Source organism: Nocardia harenae NBRC 108248 (assembly GCF_001612885.1).
In the GTDB taxonomy this organism is placed as follows: Bacteria; Actinomycetota; Actinomycetes; order Mycobacteriales; family Mycobacteriaceae; genus Nocardia; species Nocardia harenae.
In genome coordinates, this window is sequence record NZ_BDBH01000004.1 from 842331 (window position 1) to 859784 (window position 17454).

A 17454-nucleotide genomic window follows, 5' to 3' on the forward strand; every position below is an offset into this window, starting at 1 on the left:
CCATGGGTCTGGAAGAGAAACTGCCGAGCGGGTTCCTGCTGAGCACCGTCGAGGATCTGGCCGGGTACATGCGCAAGGGGTCGCTGTGGCCTGCCACCTTCGGGCTGGCCTGCTGCGCGATCGAGATGATGGCGACCGGCGGCGGCCGCTTCGATATCGCCCGGTTCGGGATGGAGGCGTTCCGCGCATCGCCGCGGCAGGCGGATCTGATGATCGTCGCCGGGCGGGTGAGCCAGAAGATGGCGCCGGTACTGCGCCAGGTCTACGACCAGATGACCGAGCCGAAATGGGTACTGGCCATGGGGGTCTGCGCCTCCTCCGGCGGCATGTTCAACAACTACGCCATCGTGCAGGGCGTGGACCACGTGGTCCCGGTCGACATCTACCTGCCCGGCTGCCCGCCGCGCCCGGAGATGCTGCTCAACGCGATCCTCGCGCTGCACGCCAAGATCCAGGAGACGCCGCTCGGGGTGAACCGCGAGGCAGCGATCGCGGCCGCCGAGGCGGCCGCGCTGGCCTCGACGCCGACCATCCGGATGGAGGGGTTGCTGCGATGAACGCGCCACGCTCGGAATCGGATTCGGGTGGCCGGGACGACGCCGCACCCGCCAGCGACCGGGTCTCCCCCGGCACCGGGCCGGACGGCCCGGATGCCGCGCACACCGCGGCCGCACCGGCGGACCGGCCCGCGACACCGGAGGCCGAACCCGCAGAACCGGGCACCGGACCCGCGACATCGGGCACCGGACCCGCCGGCCGCACCCTCACCGCCGGCGCCACTCCGACGCCCGAGGGCATCGACGCCGCCGCGACCGCGGGCCCCGAGGGCACCATCCCCGAGGACCGGCAGGGCGACCCCGAGGTGATCGGCGTGCGGCACGGCATGTTCGGCGTCCACGGCACCGGCGACACCTCCGGCTACGGCGGGCTGGTCCGCCCGGTGAGCCTGCCCGGCGGCACCGGCGGCCCGTTCGGCGGCTGGTTCGACGGCGCCATCGCGACGCTGCGCGCCGCGCTCGGCCCGGTCGCCCTGGAGCAGGCGCTGGAGAAGGTGATCGTCTTCCGCGGCGAGCTCACCCTGCACGTGCACCGCGAGCACCTGCCGCTGGTGGCACTGGCACTGCGCGACGACGAGGGGCTGCGCTTCGAGCTCTGCCTCGGCGTGAACGGCGTGCACTACCCGGAAGACGAGGGCCGCGAGCTGCACGCGGTCTACCAGCTGTCCTCGATCACGCACGGCTACCGGCTGCGCGTGGAGGTCTCGGCGCCGGACGCCGACCCGCACATCCCGTCGCTGTTCGAGGTCTACCCGACCACCGACTGGCACGAGCGGGAGACCTACGACTTCTTCGGCATCGTCTTCGACGGGCACCCCTCGCTGACCCGCATCACCATGCCGGACGACTGGCGGGGCCACCCGCAGCGCAAGGACTACCCGCTCGGCGGGATCCCGGTCGAGTACAAGGGCGCGCGCATCCCGCCGCCCGACCAGCGGAGGGCCTACAGCTGATGAACCACACCGATACCGAGAACCGCCCCAAGCACGCCAGGTCCGAGGCCGAGCCACCGATGGTGACGCTCGCCGGGCAGGACTGGGATCAGGTCGGCGCCGTGCTGGAGAGCGTCGCCGAGGAACGCATCGTGGTGAACATGGGGCCGCAGCACCCCTCCACGCACGGCGTGCTGCGACTGATCCTGGAGATCGAGGGCGAGACCGTGGTCGAGGCGCGCTGCGGCATCGGCTACCTGCACACCGGGATCGAGAAGAACCTGGAGTTCCGCACCTGGACCCAGGGCGTCACCTTCGTGACCCGGATGGACTACCTCTCGCCGTTCTTCAACGAGACCGCCTACTGCCTCGGCGTGGAGCGGCTGCTCGACATCACCGAGGCGATCCCGGAGCGCGCCACCGTGGTCCGGGTGCTGCTCATGGAGCTGAACCGGATCTCCTCGCACCTGGTGGCGCTGGCCACCGGCGGCATGGAGCTGGGCGCGCTCACCGCCATGCTCTTCGGTTTCCGGGAGCGCGAGCTCATCCTCGACGTCTTCGAGACGGTCACCGGGCTGCGGATGAACCACGCCTACATCCGCCCCGGCGGGCTGGCCCAGGACTTCCCGGACGAGGCCGCCACCTTGGTGCGCGACCTGCTCACGCTGCTGCCGAAGCGGCTGCGCGAGATGGAGCTGCTGCTCAGCAGCAACCCGATCTGGAAGGCGCGCACCAAGGGCGTCGGGTACCTGGACCTCACCGGCTGCATGGCGCTCGGCATCACCGGGCCGGTGCTGCGCTCGGCCGGGCTGCCGCACGACCTGCGCCGCGCGCACCCCTACTGCGGGTACGAGAGCTATGAATTCGACATCCCGACCGCGGCGGGCTGCGACTGCTACGGCCGCTACCTGATCCGGGTCGCGGAGATGAAGGAGTCGCTCAAGATCGTCGAGCAGTGCCTGGACCGGCTGCGGCCGGGCCCGGTCATGGTGGACGACCGGAAGATCGCCTGGCCCGCCGATCTCGCGGTCGGGCCGGACGGGCTCGGCAACTCGCCCGCGCACATCGGCAAGATCATGGGGTCGTCGATGGAGGGGCTGATCCACCACTTCAAGCTGGTCACCGAGGGGATCCGGGTGCCCGCCGGGCAGGTGTACTCGGCGGTGGAGTCGCCGCGCGGGGAGCTCGGGGTGCACATGGTCTCCGACGGCGGGACGCGGCCCTACCGGGTGCACTACCGCGACCCCTCGTTCACGAATCTGCAGGCGGTGGCGGCGATGTGCGAGGGCGGGCTGGTGGCCGACGTGATCGCCGCGGTCGCCAGCATCGACCCGGTGATGGGCGGGGTGGACCGATGACCGAGATCCTGCTGCGGCTCTCCACCCGCCCCGGCCCGTACCCGGACGCGGTGCGCGAGCGGCTGTCCCGCGATGCCGAGGTGATCATCGCCCGGTACCCGCAGCCCCGCTCGGCGCTGCTGCCGCTGCTGCACCTGGTGCAGGCCGAGGAGGGGTTCGTCTCGGCCACCGGCATCGACTTCTGCGCGCAGCTGCTCGGGCTGACCGCGGCCGAGGTGACCGCGGTCGCGACCTTCTACTCCATGTACCGCCGCACGCCGACCGGGGATTACCACGTCGGGGTGTGCACCAATACGCTCTGCGCGGTGCTGGGCGGGGACGCCATCCTGGCCCGGCTGCGCGAGCACCTCGGGATCGAGCACGGGCAGACCACCGACGACGGCGCCGTCACCCTCGAGCACATCGAGTGCAATGCGGCCTGCGACTACGCGCCGGTGGTCATGGTGAACTGGGAATTCTTCGACAACCAGACGCCGGATTCGGCGCAGGCGCTGGTGGACGCGTTACGCGCAGGCGACCAGGTGGTACCGACCCGCGGCGCCCCGCTCTGCCGCTTCCGTGACACCGCGCGCATCCTCGCCGGGTTCCCGGACGAGCGCCCCGGCGCGCTGGACGGCATGGCGGGCGAGCCGACCCTGGCGGGGTTGCAGGTCGCGCGCGAGCAGGGGCAGGCCGCACCCGAGCCGCCCGCTCCCGGCGCGGAGGCCGACCGGTGACCGCCCGGCCGCCCGCCGCCCGCCGCACGCCCGCCCCGCGCCACCCCGCCGCCATCGAGGAGTGTCCGGCATGACCGCACTGACACCGGTGCTGAGCCGGTACTGGGACTCCCCTCGCTCCTGGACCCTGGACACCTACCACGAGCACGGCGGCTACGACGCGCTGCGCACCGCGCTCGCCATGACCCCGGACGCGGTCATCCAGCTGGTCAAGGACTCCGGCCTGCGCGGCCGCGGCGGCGCGGGCTTCCCGACCGGAACCAAGTGGAGCTTCATCCCGCAGGACCCCGGCCCCGACGGCACCGTGCCCCCGCACTACCTGGTGGTGAACGCCGACGAGTCGGAGCCGGGCACCTGCAAGGACATCCCGCTCATGATGGCGACCCCGCACGCCCTGATCGAGGGCGCGATCATCGCCGCCTACGCCATCCGCGCGAGCCACGCCTTCATCTACGTGCGCGGCGAGGTGGTCCCGGTGCTGCGCCGCCTGCAGGCCGCGGCCGCGCAGGCGTACGCCGCCGGCTACCTGGGCCGGAACATCCTCGGCTCGGGCTTCGACCTGGAGCTGATCGTGCACGCGGGCGCAGGCGCCTACATCTGCGGCGAGGAGACCGCGCTGCTCGACTCGCTGGAGGGCAGGCGCGGCCAGCCCCGGCTGCGCCCGCCGTTCCCCGCGGTCGCCGGGCTCTACGCGCGCCCGACGGTGGTCAACAATGTGGAATCGATCGCGAGCGTGCCACCGATCGTCGGCAACGGCATCGACTGGTTCCGCTCGATGGGCAGCGAGAAGTCGCCCGGTTTCACGCTGTACTCGCTCTCCGGGCACGTCGCACGCCCCGGCCAGTACGAGGCGCCGCTCGGCATCACCCTGCGGGAGCTGCTCGGCTACGCGGGCGGGGTGCGGGCCGGGCACCGGGTGAAGTTCTGGACCCCGGGCGGCTCGTCCACCCCGCTGCTCACCGACGACCACCTCGACGTCCCGCTGGACTACGAGAACGTCGCCGCCGCCGGCTCCATGCTCGGCACCAAGGCGCTGCAGATCTTCGACGAGACCACCTGCGTGGTGCGCGCGGTGCTGCGCTGGACCGAGTTCTACGCGCACGAATCCTGCGGCAAGTGCACGCCCTGTCGCGAGGGCACGTACTGGCTGGTCCAGCTGCTGCGGCGGCTGGAGGCAGGCGAGGGCACCGACACCGACCCGGACACCCTGCTCGATCTCTGCGACAGCATCAACGGCAAGTCGTTCTGCGCGCTCGGCGACGGCGCGGCGAGCCCGATCCTGTCCTCGCTGAAGTACTTCCGCGACGAATACCTGGAGCACCTGCGCCGCGGCGCCTGCCCGTTCGACCCGGCCGCGGGCACGGCCTGGGCGGACGGCGGCTGGCAGAAGGCGGGCGCGGACCCGGAGGAGACACCATGACCGCCACCGTCCCCGGCACCGGCCGGGAGCAGGCCGTCACCGACCTGGTGACGCTCACCATCGACGACACCGAGATCAGCGTGCCGAAGGGAACCCTGCTGATCCGCGCCGCGGAGCTGGTCGGCATCCAGATCCCGCGCTTCTGCGACCACCCGCTGCTCGACCCGGTCGGCGCCTGCCGCCAGTGCCTGGTGGAGGTGGAGGGCCAGCGCAAACCGGTGGCGTCCTGCACGGTCGCCGTCACCGACGGCATGGTGGTGCGCACCCAGCTCACCTCGGCGGCGGCGAACCGCGCCCAGGAGGGCGTGATGGAGCTGCTGCTCATCAACCACCCCCTGGACTGCCCGGTCTGCGACAAGGGCGGCGAATGCCCGCTGCAGAACCAGGCCATGTCCTCGGGGCGCGCCGAATCCCGCTTCGACGGGGTGAAGCGCACCTACCCCAAGCCGATCCCGCTCTCCACCGCCGTGCTGCTGGACCGGGAGCGCTGCGTGCTGTGCGCGCGCTGCACCCGCTTCTCCCAGCAGGTGGCGGGCGATCCGTTCATCGAGCTCATGGACCGCGGCGCGCTGCAGCAGGTCGGCACCGCCGAGGCCGAGCCGCTGGACTCCTACTTCTCGGGCAACACCGTGCAGATCTGCCCGGTCGGCGCGCTCACCGGCACCGCCTACCGGTTCCGGGCGCGCCCGTTCGACCTGGTCTCCAGCCCGAGCGTGTGCGAGCACTGCGCCTCGGGCTGCGCGCAGCGCACCGACCACCGGCGCGGCAAGGTGCTGCGCCGCCTGGCCGGGGACGACCCGCAGGTCAACGAGGAGTGGAACTGCGACAAGGGCCGCTGGGCCTTCGCCTACGCCACCGAGCGCGACCGGATCACCACCCCGCTGGTGCGCGGCGCCGACGGCGACCTGGCCCCCGCCTCCTGGTCGGAGGCGCTGGCCATCGCCGCGACCGGGCTGAGCGAGGCGCGCGGCGCGGCCGGGGTGCTGGTCGGCGGCAGGGCCACCGAGGAGGACGCCTACGCCTACGCCAAGTTCGCGCGGGTCGCGCTCGGCTGCAACGACATCGACTTCCGGGCCAGGCCGCACTCCGCGGAGGAGGCGGAGTTCCTGGCGGCGCTGGTAGCCGGGCGCGGGGCCGGGGTCGACTACGCGGGCCTGGAGCGGGCGCCGATCGTGCTGCTCGCCGGGTTCGAGCCGGAGGAGGAGTCGCCCATCGTCTACCTGCGGCTGCGCAAGGCCGCGCGCACCGGGAGGCTGCCGGTGTACGCGATCGCGCCGTTCACCTCGCGCGGGCTGACCCGGATGTCGGGCACGCTGCTGCGCGCCGAGCCGGGCGGCGAGCCCGCGCTGCTGGACGCGCTGCGCACCGACACCGGCGCCGCGGCGCGGCTGCTGCGCGAGCCGGGCGCGGTGATCCTGGCCGGTGAGCGGCTGGCCGCGATCCCGGGAGCGCTCTCCGCGGTGGCGCGGCTGGCGGCGGAGTCGGGGGCCGGGCTGGCGTGGGTGCCGCGGCGGGCCGGGGAGCGCGGCGCGGTCGAGGCCGGGGCGCTGCCCGGGCTGCTGCCCGGCGGGCGCCCGGTGGCGGACCCCGCGGCGCGCGGCCAGGTCGCGGCGGCGTGGGGCGGGGCCGAGCTGCCGGTCTCGGCGGGCCGGGACACCGCCGGAATCCTGGACGCCGCGGGCGAGTTGCGCGCGCTGCTGCTCGGCGGCGTCGACCTCGACGACCTCCCCGACCCCGGCGCGGCCCGCGCGGCGCTGGCGGCGGCGCCGTTCGTGGTGAGCCTGGAGCAGCGGCACAGCGCGGTCACCGAGTACGCGGACGTGGTGTTCCCGGTGGCGGCGGTGGCGGAGAAGGCGGGAACCTTCCGGAACTGGGAGGGCAGGGCGCGGCCGTTCGAGGCGGCGCTCGGCGAGTCGACGGTGCGCCGCACCGCGGCCCCGCTGCCGGACCTGCGGGTGCTGCACGCGCTGGCCGAGGAGATGCGCACCCCGATCGGGCTGCGCGATGCCGCCGCGGCGCGCGCGGAGCTGGCCGGGCTCGGCCGCTGGACCGGCGCCCCGGTCCCGCCGCCGGAGCACGACCACCCCGAGCTGCCGCACCCGGAGCCCGGGTCGGCGATCCTCACCGGCTGGCGGATGCTGCTCGACCGCGGCCGGCTGCAGGACGGGGAGGACGCGCTCGCCGGCTCGGCGCGGGCCGCGGTGGTGCGGCTCTCCGCCGACACCGCCGCCGAGATCGGCGCCGCGCCGGGCGAACCGGTCACCGTGCGCACCGCCCACGGCGCGATCACGCTCCCGCTCGTGGTCGCCGACCTGCCGGATCGCGTGGTGTGGCTGCCCTGGAACTCGCCGGGCAGCACCGTGGGCGCGACGCTCCGTGCTCGCCAGGGCGACGTGGTCGCGATCGCCGCGGCCGACGGGAGCCGTGATGAGTGAGGCGCGCGCGACGGGGACCGGCGCGATCGGCTCGCAGCACCCGGCTCCCGCGACGCGGGCCGGTACCGGTGGCGCGGAGCCGGTGGACTCGACGCCGCCGGCCGCGCCCCGGCCCGCCCCGGCGGGGGCACCCCGCCCGACCCGAGGAGTCCTGCGATGAACGGCGTGTTCGGCACCGACCCGATGTGGCTGGTGCTGCTGAAAGCGGTGGGCGTCTTCGTCTTCGCCATCCTGATCCCGCTCATCGCGGTGCTGGCCGAGCGCAAGGTCGTGGCCCGCATGCAGATGCGGATCGGCCCGAACCGCACCGGCCCGTTCGGCATCCTGCAGAGCATCGCCGACGGCGCCAAGATGGCGCTCAAAGAGGACATCATCCCGGCGGTGGTGGACAAGCCGATCTACATCATGGCCCCGATCATCTCGGTGATCCCCGCGTTCATGGCCTTCGCGGTGATCCCCTTCGGCCCCGAGGTCTCCATCTTCGGCCACACCACCGCGCTGCAGCTCACCGATATGCCGGTGGCGGTGCTCTACATCCTGGCTGTCACCTCGATCGGGGTGTACGGGATCGTGCTCGCGGGCTGGTCGTCGGGGTCGACGTACCCGCTGCTCGGCGGGTTGCGCTCGACCGCGCAGGTGATCTCCTACGAGATCGCCATGGCGCTCTGCTTCGCCACGGTGTTCCTGCTCTCCGGCACCATGGCGACCTCGGGGATCGTGGCCGCGCAGACCGGTACCTGGTACGTGTTCCTGCTGCTGCCCTCGTTCCTGATCTACTGCGTGGCCATGGTCGGCGAGACCAACCGGGCCCCGTTCGACCTGCCGGAGGCCGAGGGCGAGCTGGTCGGCGGCTTCCACACCGAGTACTCCTCGCTCAAGTTCGCCATGTTCATGCTGGCCGAGTACGTGAACATGGGCACCGTCTCGGCGCTGGCGACCACGCTGTTCCTCGGCGGCTGGCGGGCGCCGTGGCCGCTGAACATGTGGGCGGGCGCGAACTCCGGGTGGTGGCCGCTGCTCTGGTTCACGCTCAAGGTGTGGACGTTCCTGTTCGTCTTCGTCTGGCTGCGCGGCACGCTGCCCCGGCTGCGCTACGACCAGTTCATGAACCTGGGCTGGAAGCTGCTCATCCCCACCGCGCTGCTCTGGGTCATGGTGGTGGCCACGGCCCTGGTACTCGGCAACGAGGGCTACCCGGTGCAGACGCCGATCCTGGTGCTGGTGGGGCTGGCGATAACCGCGGGCATGATCGCGCTGTTCCTGCGCGCTGGCCGGGCGCCGACGATCCAGCAGGAACCGGCCGAGACCGGGCCGCCGCCCGCGGAATCCGGCGGCAGGCACGGCGCGGTGTACCTGGGGTTCCCGACCCCGCCGGTGCCCGCCGGGCTGACCCACACCGACGCCGCCACCGGCGGGCTGCTGGAGCCGCTGGCCGGGTTCGCGGTGACCGCGGCGACCATGTTCAAGAAACCGATCACCGAGTTCTATCCGGAGCAGAAGGTGCCGACGGCGCCGCGCTACCACGGGCGGCACCAGCTGAACCGGCACCCGGACGGGCTGGAGAAGTGCGTGGGCTGCGAGCTCTGCGCGTGGGCCTGCCCGGCGGACGCGATCTTCGTCGAGGGCGCCGACAATACCGAGGGCGGGCGGTTCTCCCCCGGTGAGCGGTACGGGCGGGTGTACCAGATCAACTACCTGCGCTGCATCGGCTGCGGGCTGTGTGTGGAGGCCTGCCCGACCCGGGCGCTGACCATGATCAACGACTACGAGCTGACCGACGACAACCGGGCCGCGCTCATCTACGAGAAGGACGCGCTGCTCGCCCCGCTCGAGCCGGGCATGGAGGCGCCGCCGCACGCCATGGTGCCCGGCACCGACGAGGGCGATTACTACCGCGCCGGCGTCACCGGCGACCTGCCCGACCCCGGCCCCGCCGCGCGGGCGGCGGCGATCACCGCCCCAGAGCCGGTCACCGACCAAGCGCCGGTCGTTGCCACGAGCGCCGGAGGTGCCCGATGAGAACCGATTTCGAGCCCGTCACGGCCCTGGGCCGGCCCGCGCGCGGCCTGCACGGCGGCCGTGCCACCGCCTGTCCCGGAGGTGCCCGATGAGCGCGCTGTCGACCCTGGCAGCCGACCTCCCGTCCACCGGAACCGGTGAGGCCGTGCAGTTCTGGATCCTGGCCCCGGTCGCGATCCTGGGCGCACTCGGCATGGTCTTCGCCCGTAAGGCGGTGCACTCGGCGCTCTGCCTGGCGGCGACCATGGTCACCCTGGCCATCTTCTACATCGCCCAGGACGCGCTGTTCCTCGGCGTGGTGCAGATCGTGGTCTACACCGGCGCGGTGATGATGCTGTTCCTGTTCGTGCTCATGCTGGTCGGCGTGGACTCGGCGGAGTCGCTCACCGAGACGCTGCGCGGCCAGCGGGTGGCGGCGACGCTGGTCGGGCTCGGCTTCGGCGCGCTGTTCGTGGCGGGGCTCTCCCGCGGCGTCCGCGCGACCGAGATCACCTTCCCGGCCACCGGTTTCCCGGGCCGGGACGTGATCGCGGAGCTGGCCGAGCTGATCTTCCTGCGCTACGTGTGGGCCTTCGAGCTGACCGGCGCGCTGCTCATCACCGCCACCATCGGCGCCATGGTGCTGGCGCACCGCGAGCAGTTCGGCCCCCGGCTGAACCAGCGCGAGCTGGCCAGGCGCCGCTTCCACGGCGGCGGCGCCCGGCCGACCCCGCAGCCCACCCCCGGCGTGTACGCCAGGCACAACGCCGTCGACGTCCCGGCCCGGCTGCCGGACGGCTCGTTCGCCGAGCAGTCGGTGAGCACGATCCTGCGGCAGCGCAAGGACAAGGCGCTCACCGACCCGACGGTGCTCGACGAGGAGGAAACCCGGTGAATCCCGCGAACTACCTGTTCCTGTCGGCCCTGCTCTTCACCATCGGCGCCGCCGGAGTACTGCTGCGGCGCAACGCCATCGTGGTCTTCATGTGCGTGGAGCTCATGCTGAACGCGGTGAACCTGGCGTTCGTGACCTTCGCCCGGCTGCACGCGAACCTGGAGGGCCAGGTCTTCGCCTTCTTCACCATGGTGGTGGCCGCGGCCGAGGTCGTGGTGGGGCTGGCGATCATCATGACCATCTTCCGCACCCGCCGCTCGACCTCGGTCGACGACGCCAGCCTGCTGCGGTTCTGACATGGATACCGTGACGCTCTGGCTGCTGCCCGCGCTGCCGCTGGCAGGCGCGGCCGTCCTGCTGCTGCTCGGCCGCCGCGCCGACCGCTGGGGGCACTGGCTCGGCTGCGCGACCGCGCTCGCCTCCTTCGCGCTGGCCGCGGTGGCGTTCTTCGCCATGCTCGGGCGAACCACCGCCGACCGCGCGATCGGCGCCGACCTGTACTCCTGGGTTCCGGTGGACGGGCTGCAGGTGGACCTGGCGCTGCGCCTCGACCAGCTCTCGATGTGCTTCGTGCTGCTGATCACCGGCGTCGGGTCGCTGATCCACGTCTACTCGACCGGCTACATGCAGGACGACCCCGGCCGCCGCCGCTTCTTCGGCTTCCTGAACCTGTTCCTCGGCGCCATGCTGCTGCTCGTGCTCGCGGACAACTTCCTGGTGCTCTACCTGGGCTGGGAGGGCGTCGGGCTGGCCTCGTACCTGCTGATCGGCTTCTGGTTCCACAAGCCGTCGGCGGCGACCGCGGCCAAGAAGGCATTCGTGGTGAACCGGGTCGGCGACACCGGCCTGGCCATCGCCATGATGATCATGTTCGCCACCTTCGGCTCGGTCGACTTCGGCACCGTCTTCGCCGGGGTGCCCGGCGCGAGCGAGGGCACGGTGCTGGCGCTGGGGCTGCTGCTCCTGCTGGCCGCCTGCGGCAAGTCGGCGCAGGTGCCGCTGCAGGCCTGGCTCGGCGACGCCATGGAGGGCCCGACCCCGGTCTCGGCACTCATCCACGCCGCCACCATGGTCACCGCGGGCGTCTACCTGATCGCCCGCTGCCACGCCATCTACGACCTCTCGGCGGGCGCGCGCCTGGCGGTGGTGCTGGTCGGTGCGGTGACGCTGCTGTTCGGCGCGATCATCGGCTGCGCCAAGGACGACATCAAGAAGGCGCTCGCCGCCTCCACCATGAGCCAGATCGGCTACATGGTGCTGGCCGCCGGGCTCGGCCCGGCCGGCTACGCCTTCGCCATCCTGCACCTGCTCACGCACGGCTTCTTCAAGGCCGGGCTGTTCCTCGGCGCCGGCTCGGTCATGCACGCCATGGACGACGAGACCGACATGCGCCGCTACGGCGCGCTGCGGGCGGCGCTGCCGATCACCTTCGCCACCTTCGGGCTCGGGTACCTGGCGATCATCGGGGTGCCGCCGTTCGCCGGGTTCTTCTCCAAGGACAAGATCATCGAAGCGGCCTTCGCGGAGCCGGGCGCCGCCGGGATCGCGCTCGGCGCGGTCACGTTGCTCGGCGCCGGGCTGACCGCGTTCTACATGACCAGGGTCATGCTGCTCACCTTCTTCGGCGAGCGGCGCTGGGCGCAGGACGCGCACCCGCACGAGGCCCCCGCCTCGATGACCGGCCCGATGATCGTGCTGGCGTTCGGCTCGGTCGGCGCGGGCGGGCTGCTGGTGCTCGGCTCCGGGTTGCAGACCTGGCTGGCCCCGGTGGTCGGCGAGGCGCACGGCGAGCACACGATCCCGGCCTGGGTGGTCACGGTGCTGGCGCTGGCCACGGTCGCGGTCGGCGTCGCGGTGGCGGTCCGGCTCTACGGGCGCCGCCCGGTGCCGCGCACCGCGCCCGAGCCCGCGTCGGCACTGACCACCGCCGCGCGCCGGGATCTCTACGGCGACGCGGTGAACGAGGCGGCCTTCATGCGGCCGGGGCAGCACCTGACCCGCTCGCTGGTCTTCGTCGACGCCCGCGGGATCGACGGCCTGGTGAACAGCACCGCGGCCGCGATCGGCGGGCTCTCGGCGCGGCTGCGGCGCGCGCAGACCGGTTTCGTGCGCTCCTACGCCCTTTCCATGTTCACCGGCGCGGCCTTGGTGGCCGCAGCCCTGCTGGCGGTGAGGATCTGGTGAGCGATTTCCCCTGGTTGACGATGCTGTGGCTGGTCCCGGCGGCGGGCGCGCTGCTGGCCGCGGTGGTGCCGGCCGCGCGCCCGGCCGCCGCGCGCTACGTCGCGCTCGGCGCGGCGCTGGTGACGCTGGCGGTGGCGATCGTGGTGGCGATCGGCTTCGAGCCGGGCGCTGACCGGTACCAGTTCGTCGAGGCGCACCAGTGGATCCCGGCCTTCGGCGCGGGCTACACCCTCGGCGTCGACGGCATCGCGCTGGTGCTGGTGCTGCTCACCGCCGCGCTCATGCCGCTGCTGCTGCTGGCGGGCTGGCACGACGACCGCACCGCCGGGGCCGGGCCGCGCGCCGCGCACACCTACGTGGCGCTCATGCTGGTGGTCGAGGCGATGGTGCTGCTCTCCTTCACCTCGCTGGACATCCTGCTGTTCTACGTGTTCTTCGAGGCCATGCTGATCCCGATGTACTTCCTCATCGGCGGTTTCGGCCCGCGCACCGGGGACGAGCAGGCCAGGCAGCAGCGCTCCCGGGCGGCGGTGAAGTTCCTGCTGTACAACCTGTTCGGCGGGCTGGTCATGCTGGCGGCGGTGATCGGGCTCTACGTGCTCACCGCGCGCGAGGGGCTCGGCCCGGACGGCGGCGGCACCTTCGACATGCGGATCGTGGCGGAGGCGGCGGCGAACGGGCAGCTCGGCGCGGCGGCGCCGGTCCTGGACGCGCTGTTCCTCGGCTTCCTCTTCGCCTTCGCGGTGAAGGCGCCGCTGTGGCCGCTGCACACCTGGCTGCCCGGGGCGGCGGTGGCCGCGACCCCGGCGGGCGCGGTGCTCATGATGGCGGTGGTGGACAAGGTCGGCACCTTCGGCATGCTGCGCTACAGCCTGCCGCTCTTCCCGGACTCCGCCCGCTCCTACGCCCCGGTGATCGTCACCCTCGCGGTGATCGGCATCCTCTACGGCGCGCTGCTCGCGATCGGCCAGACCGACGTCATGCGGCTCATCGCCTACACCTCGATCTCGCACTTCGGCTTCATCATCCTCGGCATCTTCGCCATGACCGGGCAGGGCCAGACCGGCGCCACGCTCTACATGGTGAACCACGGGATCTCCACCGCCGCGCTGTTCCTGGTGGCCGGGTTCCTGGTGTCGCGGCGCGGCAGCACGCTGATCGCCGACTACGGCGGGGTGCAGAAGGTGGCGCCGGTGCTGGCGGGCAGCTTCTTCGTGGCCGGGCTGGCCACGCTGTCGCTGCCGGGGCTGGCGCCGTTCGTGAGCGAGTTCCTGGTGCTGGTCGGCACCTTCACCCGCTACCAGGTGGCGGCGGTGGCGGCGGCGGGCGCGCTGGTGCTGGCCGCGATCTACATCCTGTGGCTCTACCAGCGGCTCATGACCGGTCCGGTGCGCGAGGAGAACGCGAAGCTCCCCGATCTGGTGCCGCGCGAGCTGCTGGTGGTGGCGCCGCTGCTGGCCGCGCTGCTGTTCCTCGGCGTCTATCCGAAACCGGTGCTGGAGGTGGTGGATCCCGCGGTCCGCCAGACGCTGACCTCGGTCGGCGTGCAGGACCCGGCGCCTGCCGTTCCGTCCGCGAATGCCGGGAAGGAACCGAAATGAGTTCTCCGACAGTTCTCCTCGCCGCCGCGCTGCCCGCGCCGAGTATCGAGTACGGGCTGCTCTCGCCCATGCTGCTGGTCTTCGCCGCCGGGGTGCTCGGGGTGCTGGTCGAGGCGTTCGCGCCGCGCCGCCTGCGCTACCCCCTGCACCTCGTGCTGGCGCTGCCCGCCCTCGTCGCGGCGTTCGTGGCGGTGCTGCTGCTGGCGGGCACCGAGGCGACGGCGGTCGCGGGCGCGGTCGCGGTGGACGGGGTGACGCTGTTCCTGCAGGGCGCCATCCTGGTGGTCGCGGTGCTCGGGGTGGTCTTCGCCGCCGAGCGCGGCTTCCCCGCCCCCGGCCGCGCCCGCTCCGGCCCGGGCACCTGGACCGCGGCCGCCGCCCAGCACGCCGCGCGCCGGGTGGACGCCTTCACCCCGCAGGCCGCCGCGGTGCCGGGCGGCGCCGACGAGGACGCGGCCGCGCGCGCCGGGATCGCCACCACCGAGGTGTTCCCGCTGCTGTTGCTCGCGGTGGGCGGGCTGCTGCTCTTCCCGGCCTCGAACGACCTGCTGACCATGTTCGTCGCGCTCGAGGTGCTCTCGCTGCCGCTGTACCTGCTGTGCGGGCTGGCCAGGTACCGGCGGCTGCTCTCGCAGGAGGCGGCGCTGAAATATTTCCTGCTGGGCGCCTTCTCGTCGGCGTTCTTCCTGTACGGGGTGGCGCTGCTCTACGGTGCGGCGGGCACGGTGCGGCTGAGCGGGATCGGGGACGCGCTGGCCGGGCAGTCCGGGGACGCGCTGCTGGCGCTGCTCGGGGTCGGCATGCTGGCGGTGGGGTTGCTGTTCAAGGTGGGCGCGGTGCCGTTCCAGGCGTGGGTGCCCGACGTGTACCAGGGCGCGCCGACGCCGGTGACGGCGTTCATGGCGGCGGCGACCAAGATCGCGGCGATCGGCGCGCTGGTGCGGGTGCTCGCGGTGGCGGTGCCCTCGCTGCGCGACGACTGGCGTCCGGTGCTGGCGGCGATCTGCATCGCGACCATGGTGCTCGGCGCGGTCATGGCGGTCACCCAGACCGACGTGAAGCGGATGCTGGCGTATTCGTCGGTGGCGCATGCCGGTTTCCTGCTCACCGGCGTGGTCGCGGCCGACGACGCGGGCACCGCGGCGCTGCTGTTCTATCTGGCCGTCTACGGGCTCGGCACGCTCGCGGCCTTCGCCGCGGTGGCGCTGGTACGCGCTCCCGACGGCTCGGAGGCGACCGCGCTGGCCGACTGGGCCGGGCTCGGGCGGCGCAGCCCCTGGCTGGCCGGCGCCTTCGCGCTGCTCCTCCTCTCCTTCGCCGGGATCCCGCTGACCAGTGGTTTCGTCGCGAAGTTCGCGGTGTTCGGGGCGGCGGCCGGTGCGGATGCGGCGGTGCTGGTGATCATGGGCGTGCTGTGCAGCGCGGTGGCGGCGTTCTTCTACGTGCGGGTGATCGTCATGATGTTCTTCACCGATCCGCCCGCGGCCGGGCCGAGCGTCATCGCCCCCGCGCCGACCACCGCCGTGGTGGCGGTCGGCTCGGCCGCCACGCTGCTGCTCGGAGTCTTCCCGCAGCCGCTGCTCGATCTCGCCGAGCGGGCGGCGGTCTTCGTGCGCTGAGGAGCCGGCACGGCATCGGCGCCGACAGCAGATGCCGAAGTGCGCGAACCCCCCAACGGGCATCGAGCACTCCCTCGTGCCGATCCGCAGTGCCCGCCCCGGTGTGCCCCGGGGCGGGCCGATCCTCATCGGTAGGAGGCGGCGACCCCGTCGATCATGCGCTCCAGCGTCTCCGAGGTCGGGGTGTCGATGACGTCGATCAGATCGGTGGCCACCGGCACCCGGTGCTGATTCGCGACCGCCGCGAATCCGCCGGTGCGGAAGCCGTGCTCGGCGGCGAGCCGCTGCAGGTCGGGGTCGGTGCTGAGCAGCTTGCCCACCTGGTCGCCCGCGCTGCCCAGCGGGATCACGGTGTGCTGGGAGAGCACGGTCGGCGAGGGGTAGGCCAGCACCATGCCGGGCTCGGTCTGCCCCGCCACCGCGGCCTCCACGAACTGCGATTCGTAGATCCACACCATCGGCGCGGGACCCATACCGCCGGAGAGGTATTCACGGAACGGCCCCTCGCTGGTGCCCTCGGTGCGGCCCTGGCCGGCGAAGAGCCGGCCGAGCAGCGGCAGCACCCGGCGCTCGGCGTCCGCGCCGGAGACGACGGCGTTGTCGTTGGCGACGAAACCGGCGACGGCCAGGTACATGGCTGCCGAGTTCGAGGTGCGCGGGTCGGTGGTGGAGACGAGCACGTTCTTGCGCACCGGGTACGTGGTGTTGCCGGGGATGCGCTCCCATTCGACATTGTCGCGCACGAGTTGCAGGTAGCGGGCGATTTCGAGGGTCGGCACCGGGCCGGGGCGGATCACCCCGGCCGCGGTGAGCGCCTCCACGATGGGGCCGAAGGTGGCGATGGCCATGGGTGAGGAGAACGGGGTGTACTTGGTGCCGACGTTGCGCTCGCGCTGGATCCGGTCGGCGGCGGTCGCGCTGGAGGGGAAGACGAATTCGTAGCCGTCCAGGTCGAGGGTGGCGATCTGGCGCGAACCGGCGGGCTCGACCTGCACGGTCAAGTTGTGGCGGGCGAAGACCTCGGCGACGCGGGGGTCGGCGAAGAAGTCCGCCTTCTCCGAGCCGACGAGGCCGCGGACGGTGACCGGGGCGGCGGCGGCGACCGGGGCCGGTTCGTCGCCGCCGCCGGTGACGGTGACGCCGAGGACCGCGGTGAGGACCAGGACCAGCCCCACGACCAGGGGGACCACCGGGCGTTCGATGACCCACTTGCGGGCGACGCCGAAGAAGCTGACGTGGTCGTCGGCGTGGTCGGCCGGGGGGATGGTGATGTAGGGAATGTCGGGGGCGGCGTGGCGCGGGCCGGTGCGGGGCCGGGTGTTGCCGTTCGCCGGGGTGGTGGTGATTTCTTCGGTCGGCTCCTGAGCGTCGGAGTCCGGGGTTGCCGGTGCGACGGTCGCCGGCGATTCGGAATCCGCGGGAGCCGACCCCGTGGCGCCCGGCTGGGGCACGTCGGCTTCCCGATCTCCCGGCCCCTCCTCCTTCCGGACCGACACCGGCTCGGCATCCGCACTCACCCGCTCGGCCGGAACCGCACCGAGCTCACGCCGCGCGACGCGCTCCACGAGAATCGGGACGAACTCGCGCACGGGGTGCCCGGCGAATCGTTCGCGCACCGAGCGCACGGTCCGATCGATCCGATCGGCGGGGTGCGTTTCCGCGAAGTTCTCCACCAGCGTGTCCCGCACCCGTTGGATGGCCTGTTCCTCGCGGTTTCTGCCGTCCGCCTCGTCACCCAC

Annotated in this window: 13 protein-coding genes and 1 pseudogene; 13 read left to right on the top strand and 1 reads right to left on the bottom strand. The window is 72.7% G+C overall.

The window, feature by feature from the left end; all coding sequences use genetic code 11:
• Positions 1-2: 2 nt before the first annotated feature.
• The 13 genes and pseudogenes from NH2_RS10020 (at position 3) to nuoN (ending at position 15715) form a co-directional block, all read left to right on the top strand.
• A complete protein-coding gene (locus NH2_RS10020) occupies positions 3-557 on the top strand; it encodes a NuoB/complex I 20 kDa subunit family protein (RefSeq protein WP_067651635.1) in 555 nt (184 codons plus the stop codon).
• A 239-nt stretch (positions 558-796) separates the two neighbouring features.
• A complete protein-coding gene (locus NH2_RS10025) occupies positions 797-1510 on the top strand; it encodes an NADH-quinone oxidoreductase subunit C (RefSeq protein WP_067652538.1) in 714 nt (237 codons plus the stop codon).
• Between the two features lie 59 nt (positions 1511-1569).
• Positions 1570-2847 (top strand): NADH dehydrogenase (quinone) subunit D, encoded by a 1278-nt coding sequence (nuoD, locus tag NH2_RS10030; RefSeq protein WP_439951746.1) that lies wholly within the window; start codon positions 1570-1572, stop codon positions 2845-2847.
• Entirely contained in the window at positions 2844-3563 is a 720-nt protein-coding gene (nuoE, locus tag NH2_RS10035) for an NADH-quinone oxidoreductase subunit NuoE (protein ID WP_067651641.1), read from the top strand. Before nuoD ends, nuoE begins: the two co-directional genes overlap by 4 nt.
• A 70-nt stretch (positions 3564-3633) precedes the next feature.
• Positions 3634-4983 (top strand): NADH-quinone oxidoreductase subunit NuoF, encoded by a 1350-nt coding sequence (gene nuoF, locus NH2_RS10040; RefSeq protein WP_067651644.1) that lies wholly within the window; start codon positions 3634-3636, stop codon positions 4981-4983.
• Positions 4980-7418 carry an NADH-quinone oxidoreductase subunit G gene (locus NH2_RS10045; protein WP_084505375.1) on the top strand — a complete coding sequence of 813 codons (2439 nt, stop codon included), beginning with the start codon at positions 4980-4982 and terminating at the stop codon, positions 7416-7418. The genes nuoF and NH2_RS10045 overlap by 4 nt, the downstream gene beginning before the upstream one ends.
• A gap of 156 nt (positions 7419-7574) precedes the next feature.
• A pseudogene (nuoH, locus tag NH2_RS29730) lies at positions 7575-8798 on the top strand (NADH-quinone oxidoreductase subunit NuoH); the annotation flags it as partial.
• Between the two features lie 78 nt (positions 8799-8876).
• Entirely contained in the window at positions 8877-9437 is a 561-nt protein-coding gene (gene nuoI, locus NH2_RS29735) for an NADH-quinone oxidoreductase subunit NuoI (RefSeq protein WP_245650527.1), read from the top strand.
• A gap of 88 nt (positions 9438-9525) precedes the next feature.
• Entirely contained in the window at positions 9526-10311 is a 786-nt protein-coding gene (locus NH2_RS10055) for an NADH-quinone oxidoreductase subunit J (protein WP_067651648.1), read from the top strand.
• Positions 10308-10607, top strand: coding sequence for an NADH-quinone oxidoreductase subunit NuoK (nuoK, locus tag NH2_RS10060; RefSeq protein WP_067651651.1), 300 nt, complete (start codon positions 10308-10310; stop codon positions 10605-10607). Before NH2_RS10055 ends, nuoK begins: the two co-directional genes overlap by 4 nt.
• A gap of 1 nt (position 10608) precedes the next feature.
• On the top strand, positions 10609-12495 hold the full coding sequence (gene nuoL / locus NH2_RS10065) for an NADH-quinone oxidoreductase subunit L (RefSeq protein ID WP_067651655.1): 1887 nt from the start codon (positions 10609-10611) through the stop codon (positions 12493-12495).
• Positions 12492-14096 (top strand): NADH-quinone oxidoreductase subunit M, encoded by a 1605-nt coding sequence (locus NH2_RS10070; RefSeq protein ID WP_067651657.1) that lies wholly within the window; start codon positions 12492-12494, stop codon positions 14094-14096. Before nuoL ends, NH2_RS10070 begins: the two co-directional genes overlap by 4 nt.
• Complete coding sequence (nuoN, locus tag NH2_RS10075; protein ID WP_067651660.1) at positions 14093-15715, top strand: NADH-quinone oxidoreductase subunit NuoN; 1623 nt, start codon at positions 14093-14095, stop codon at positions 15713-15715. Before NH2_RS10070 ends, nuoN begins: the two co-directional genes overlap by 4 nt.
• Before the next feature lie 125 nt (positions 15716-15840).
• Here nuoN and NH2_RS10080 read toward each other — a convergent pair whose 3' ends face one another.
• Complete coding sequence (locus NH2_RS10080) at positions 15841-17454, bottom strand: three-helix bundle dimerization domain-containing protein (RefSeq protein WP_245650495.1); 1614 nt, start codon at positions 17452-17454, stop codon at positions 15841-15843.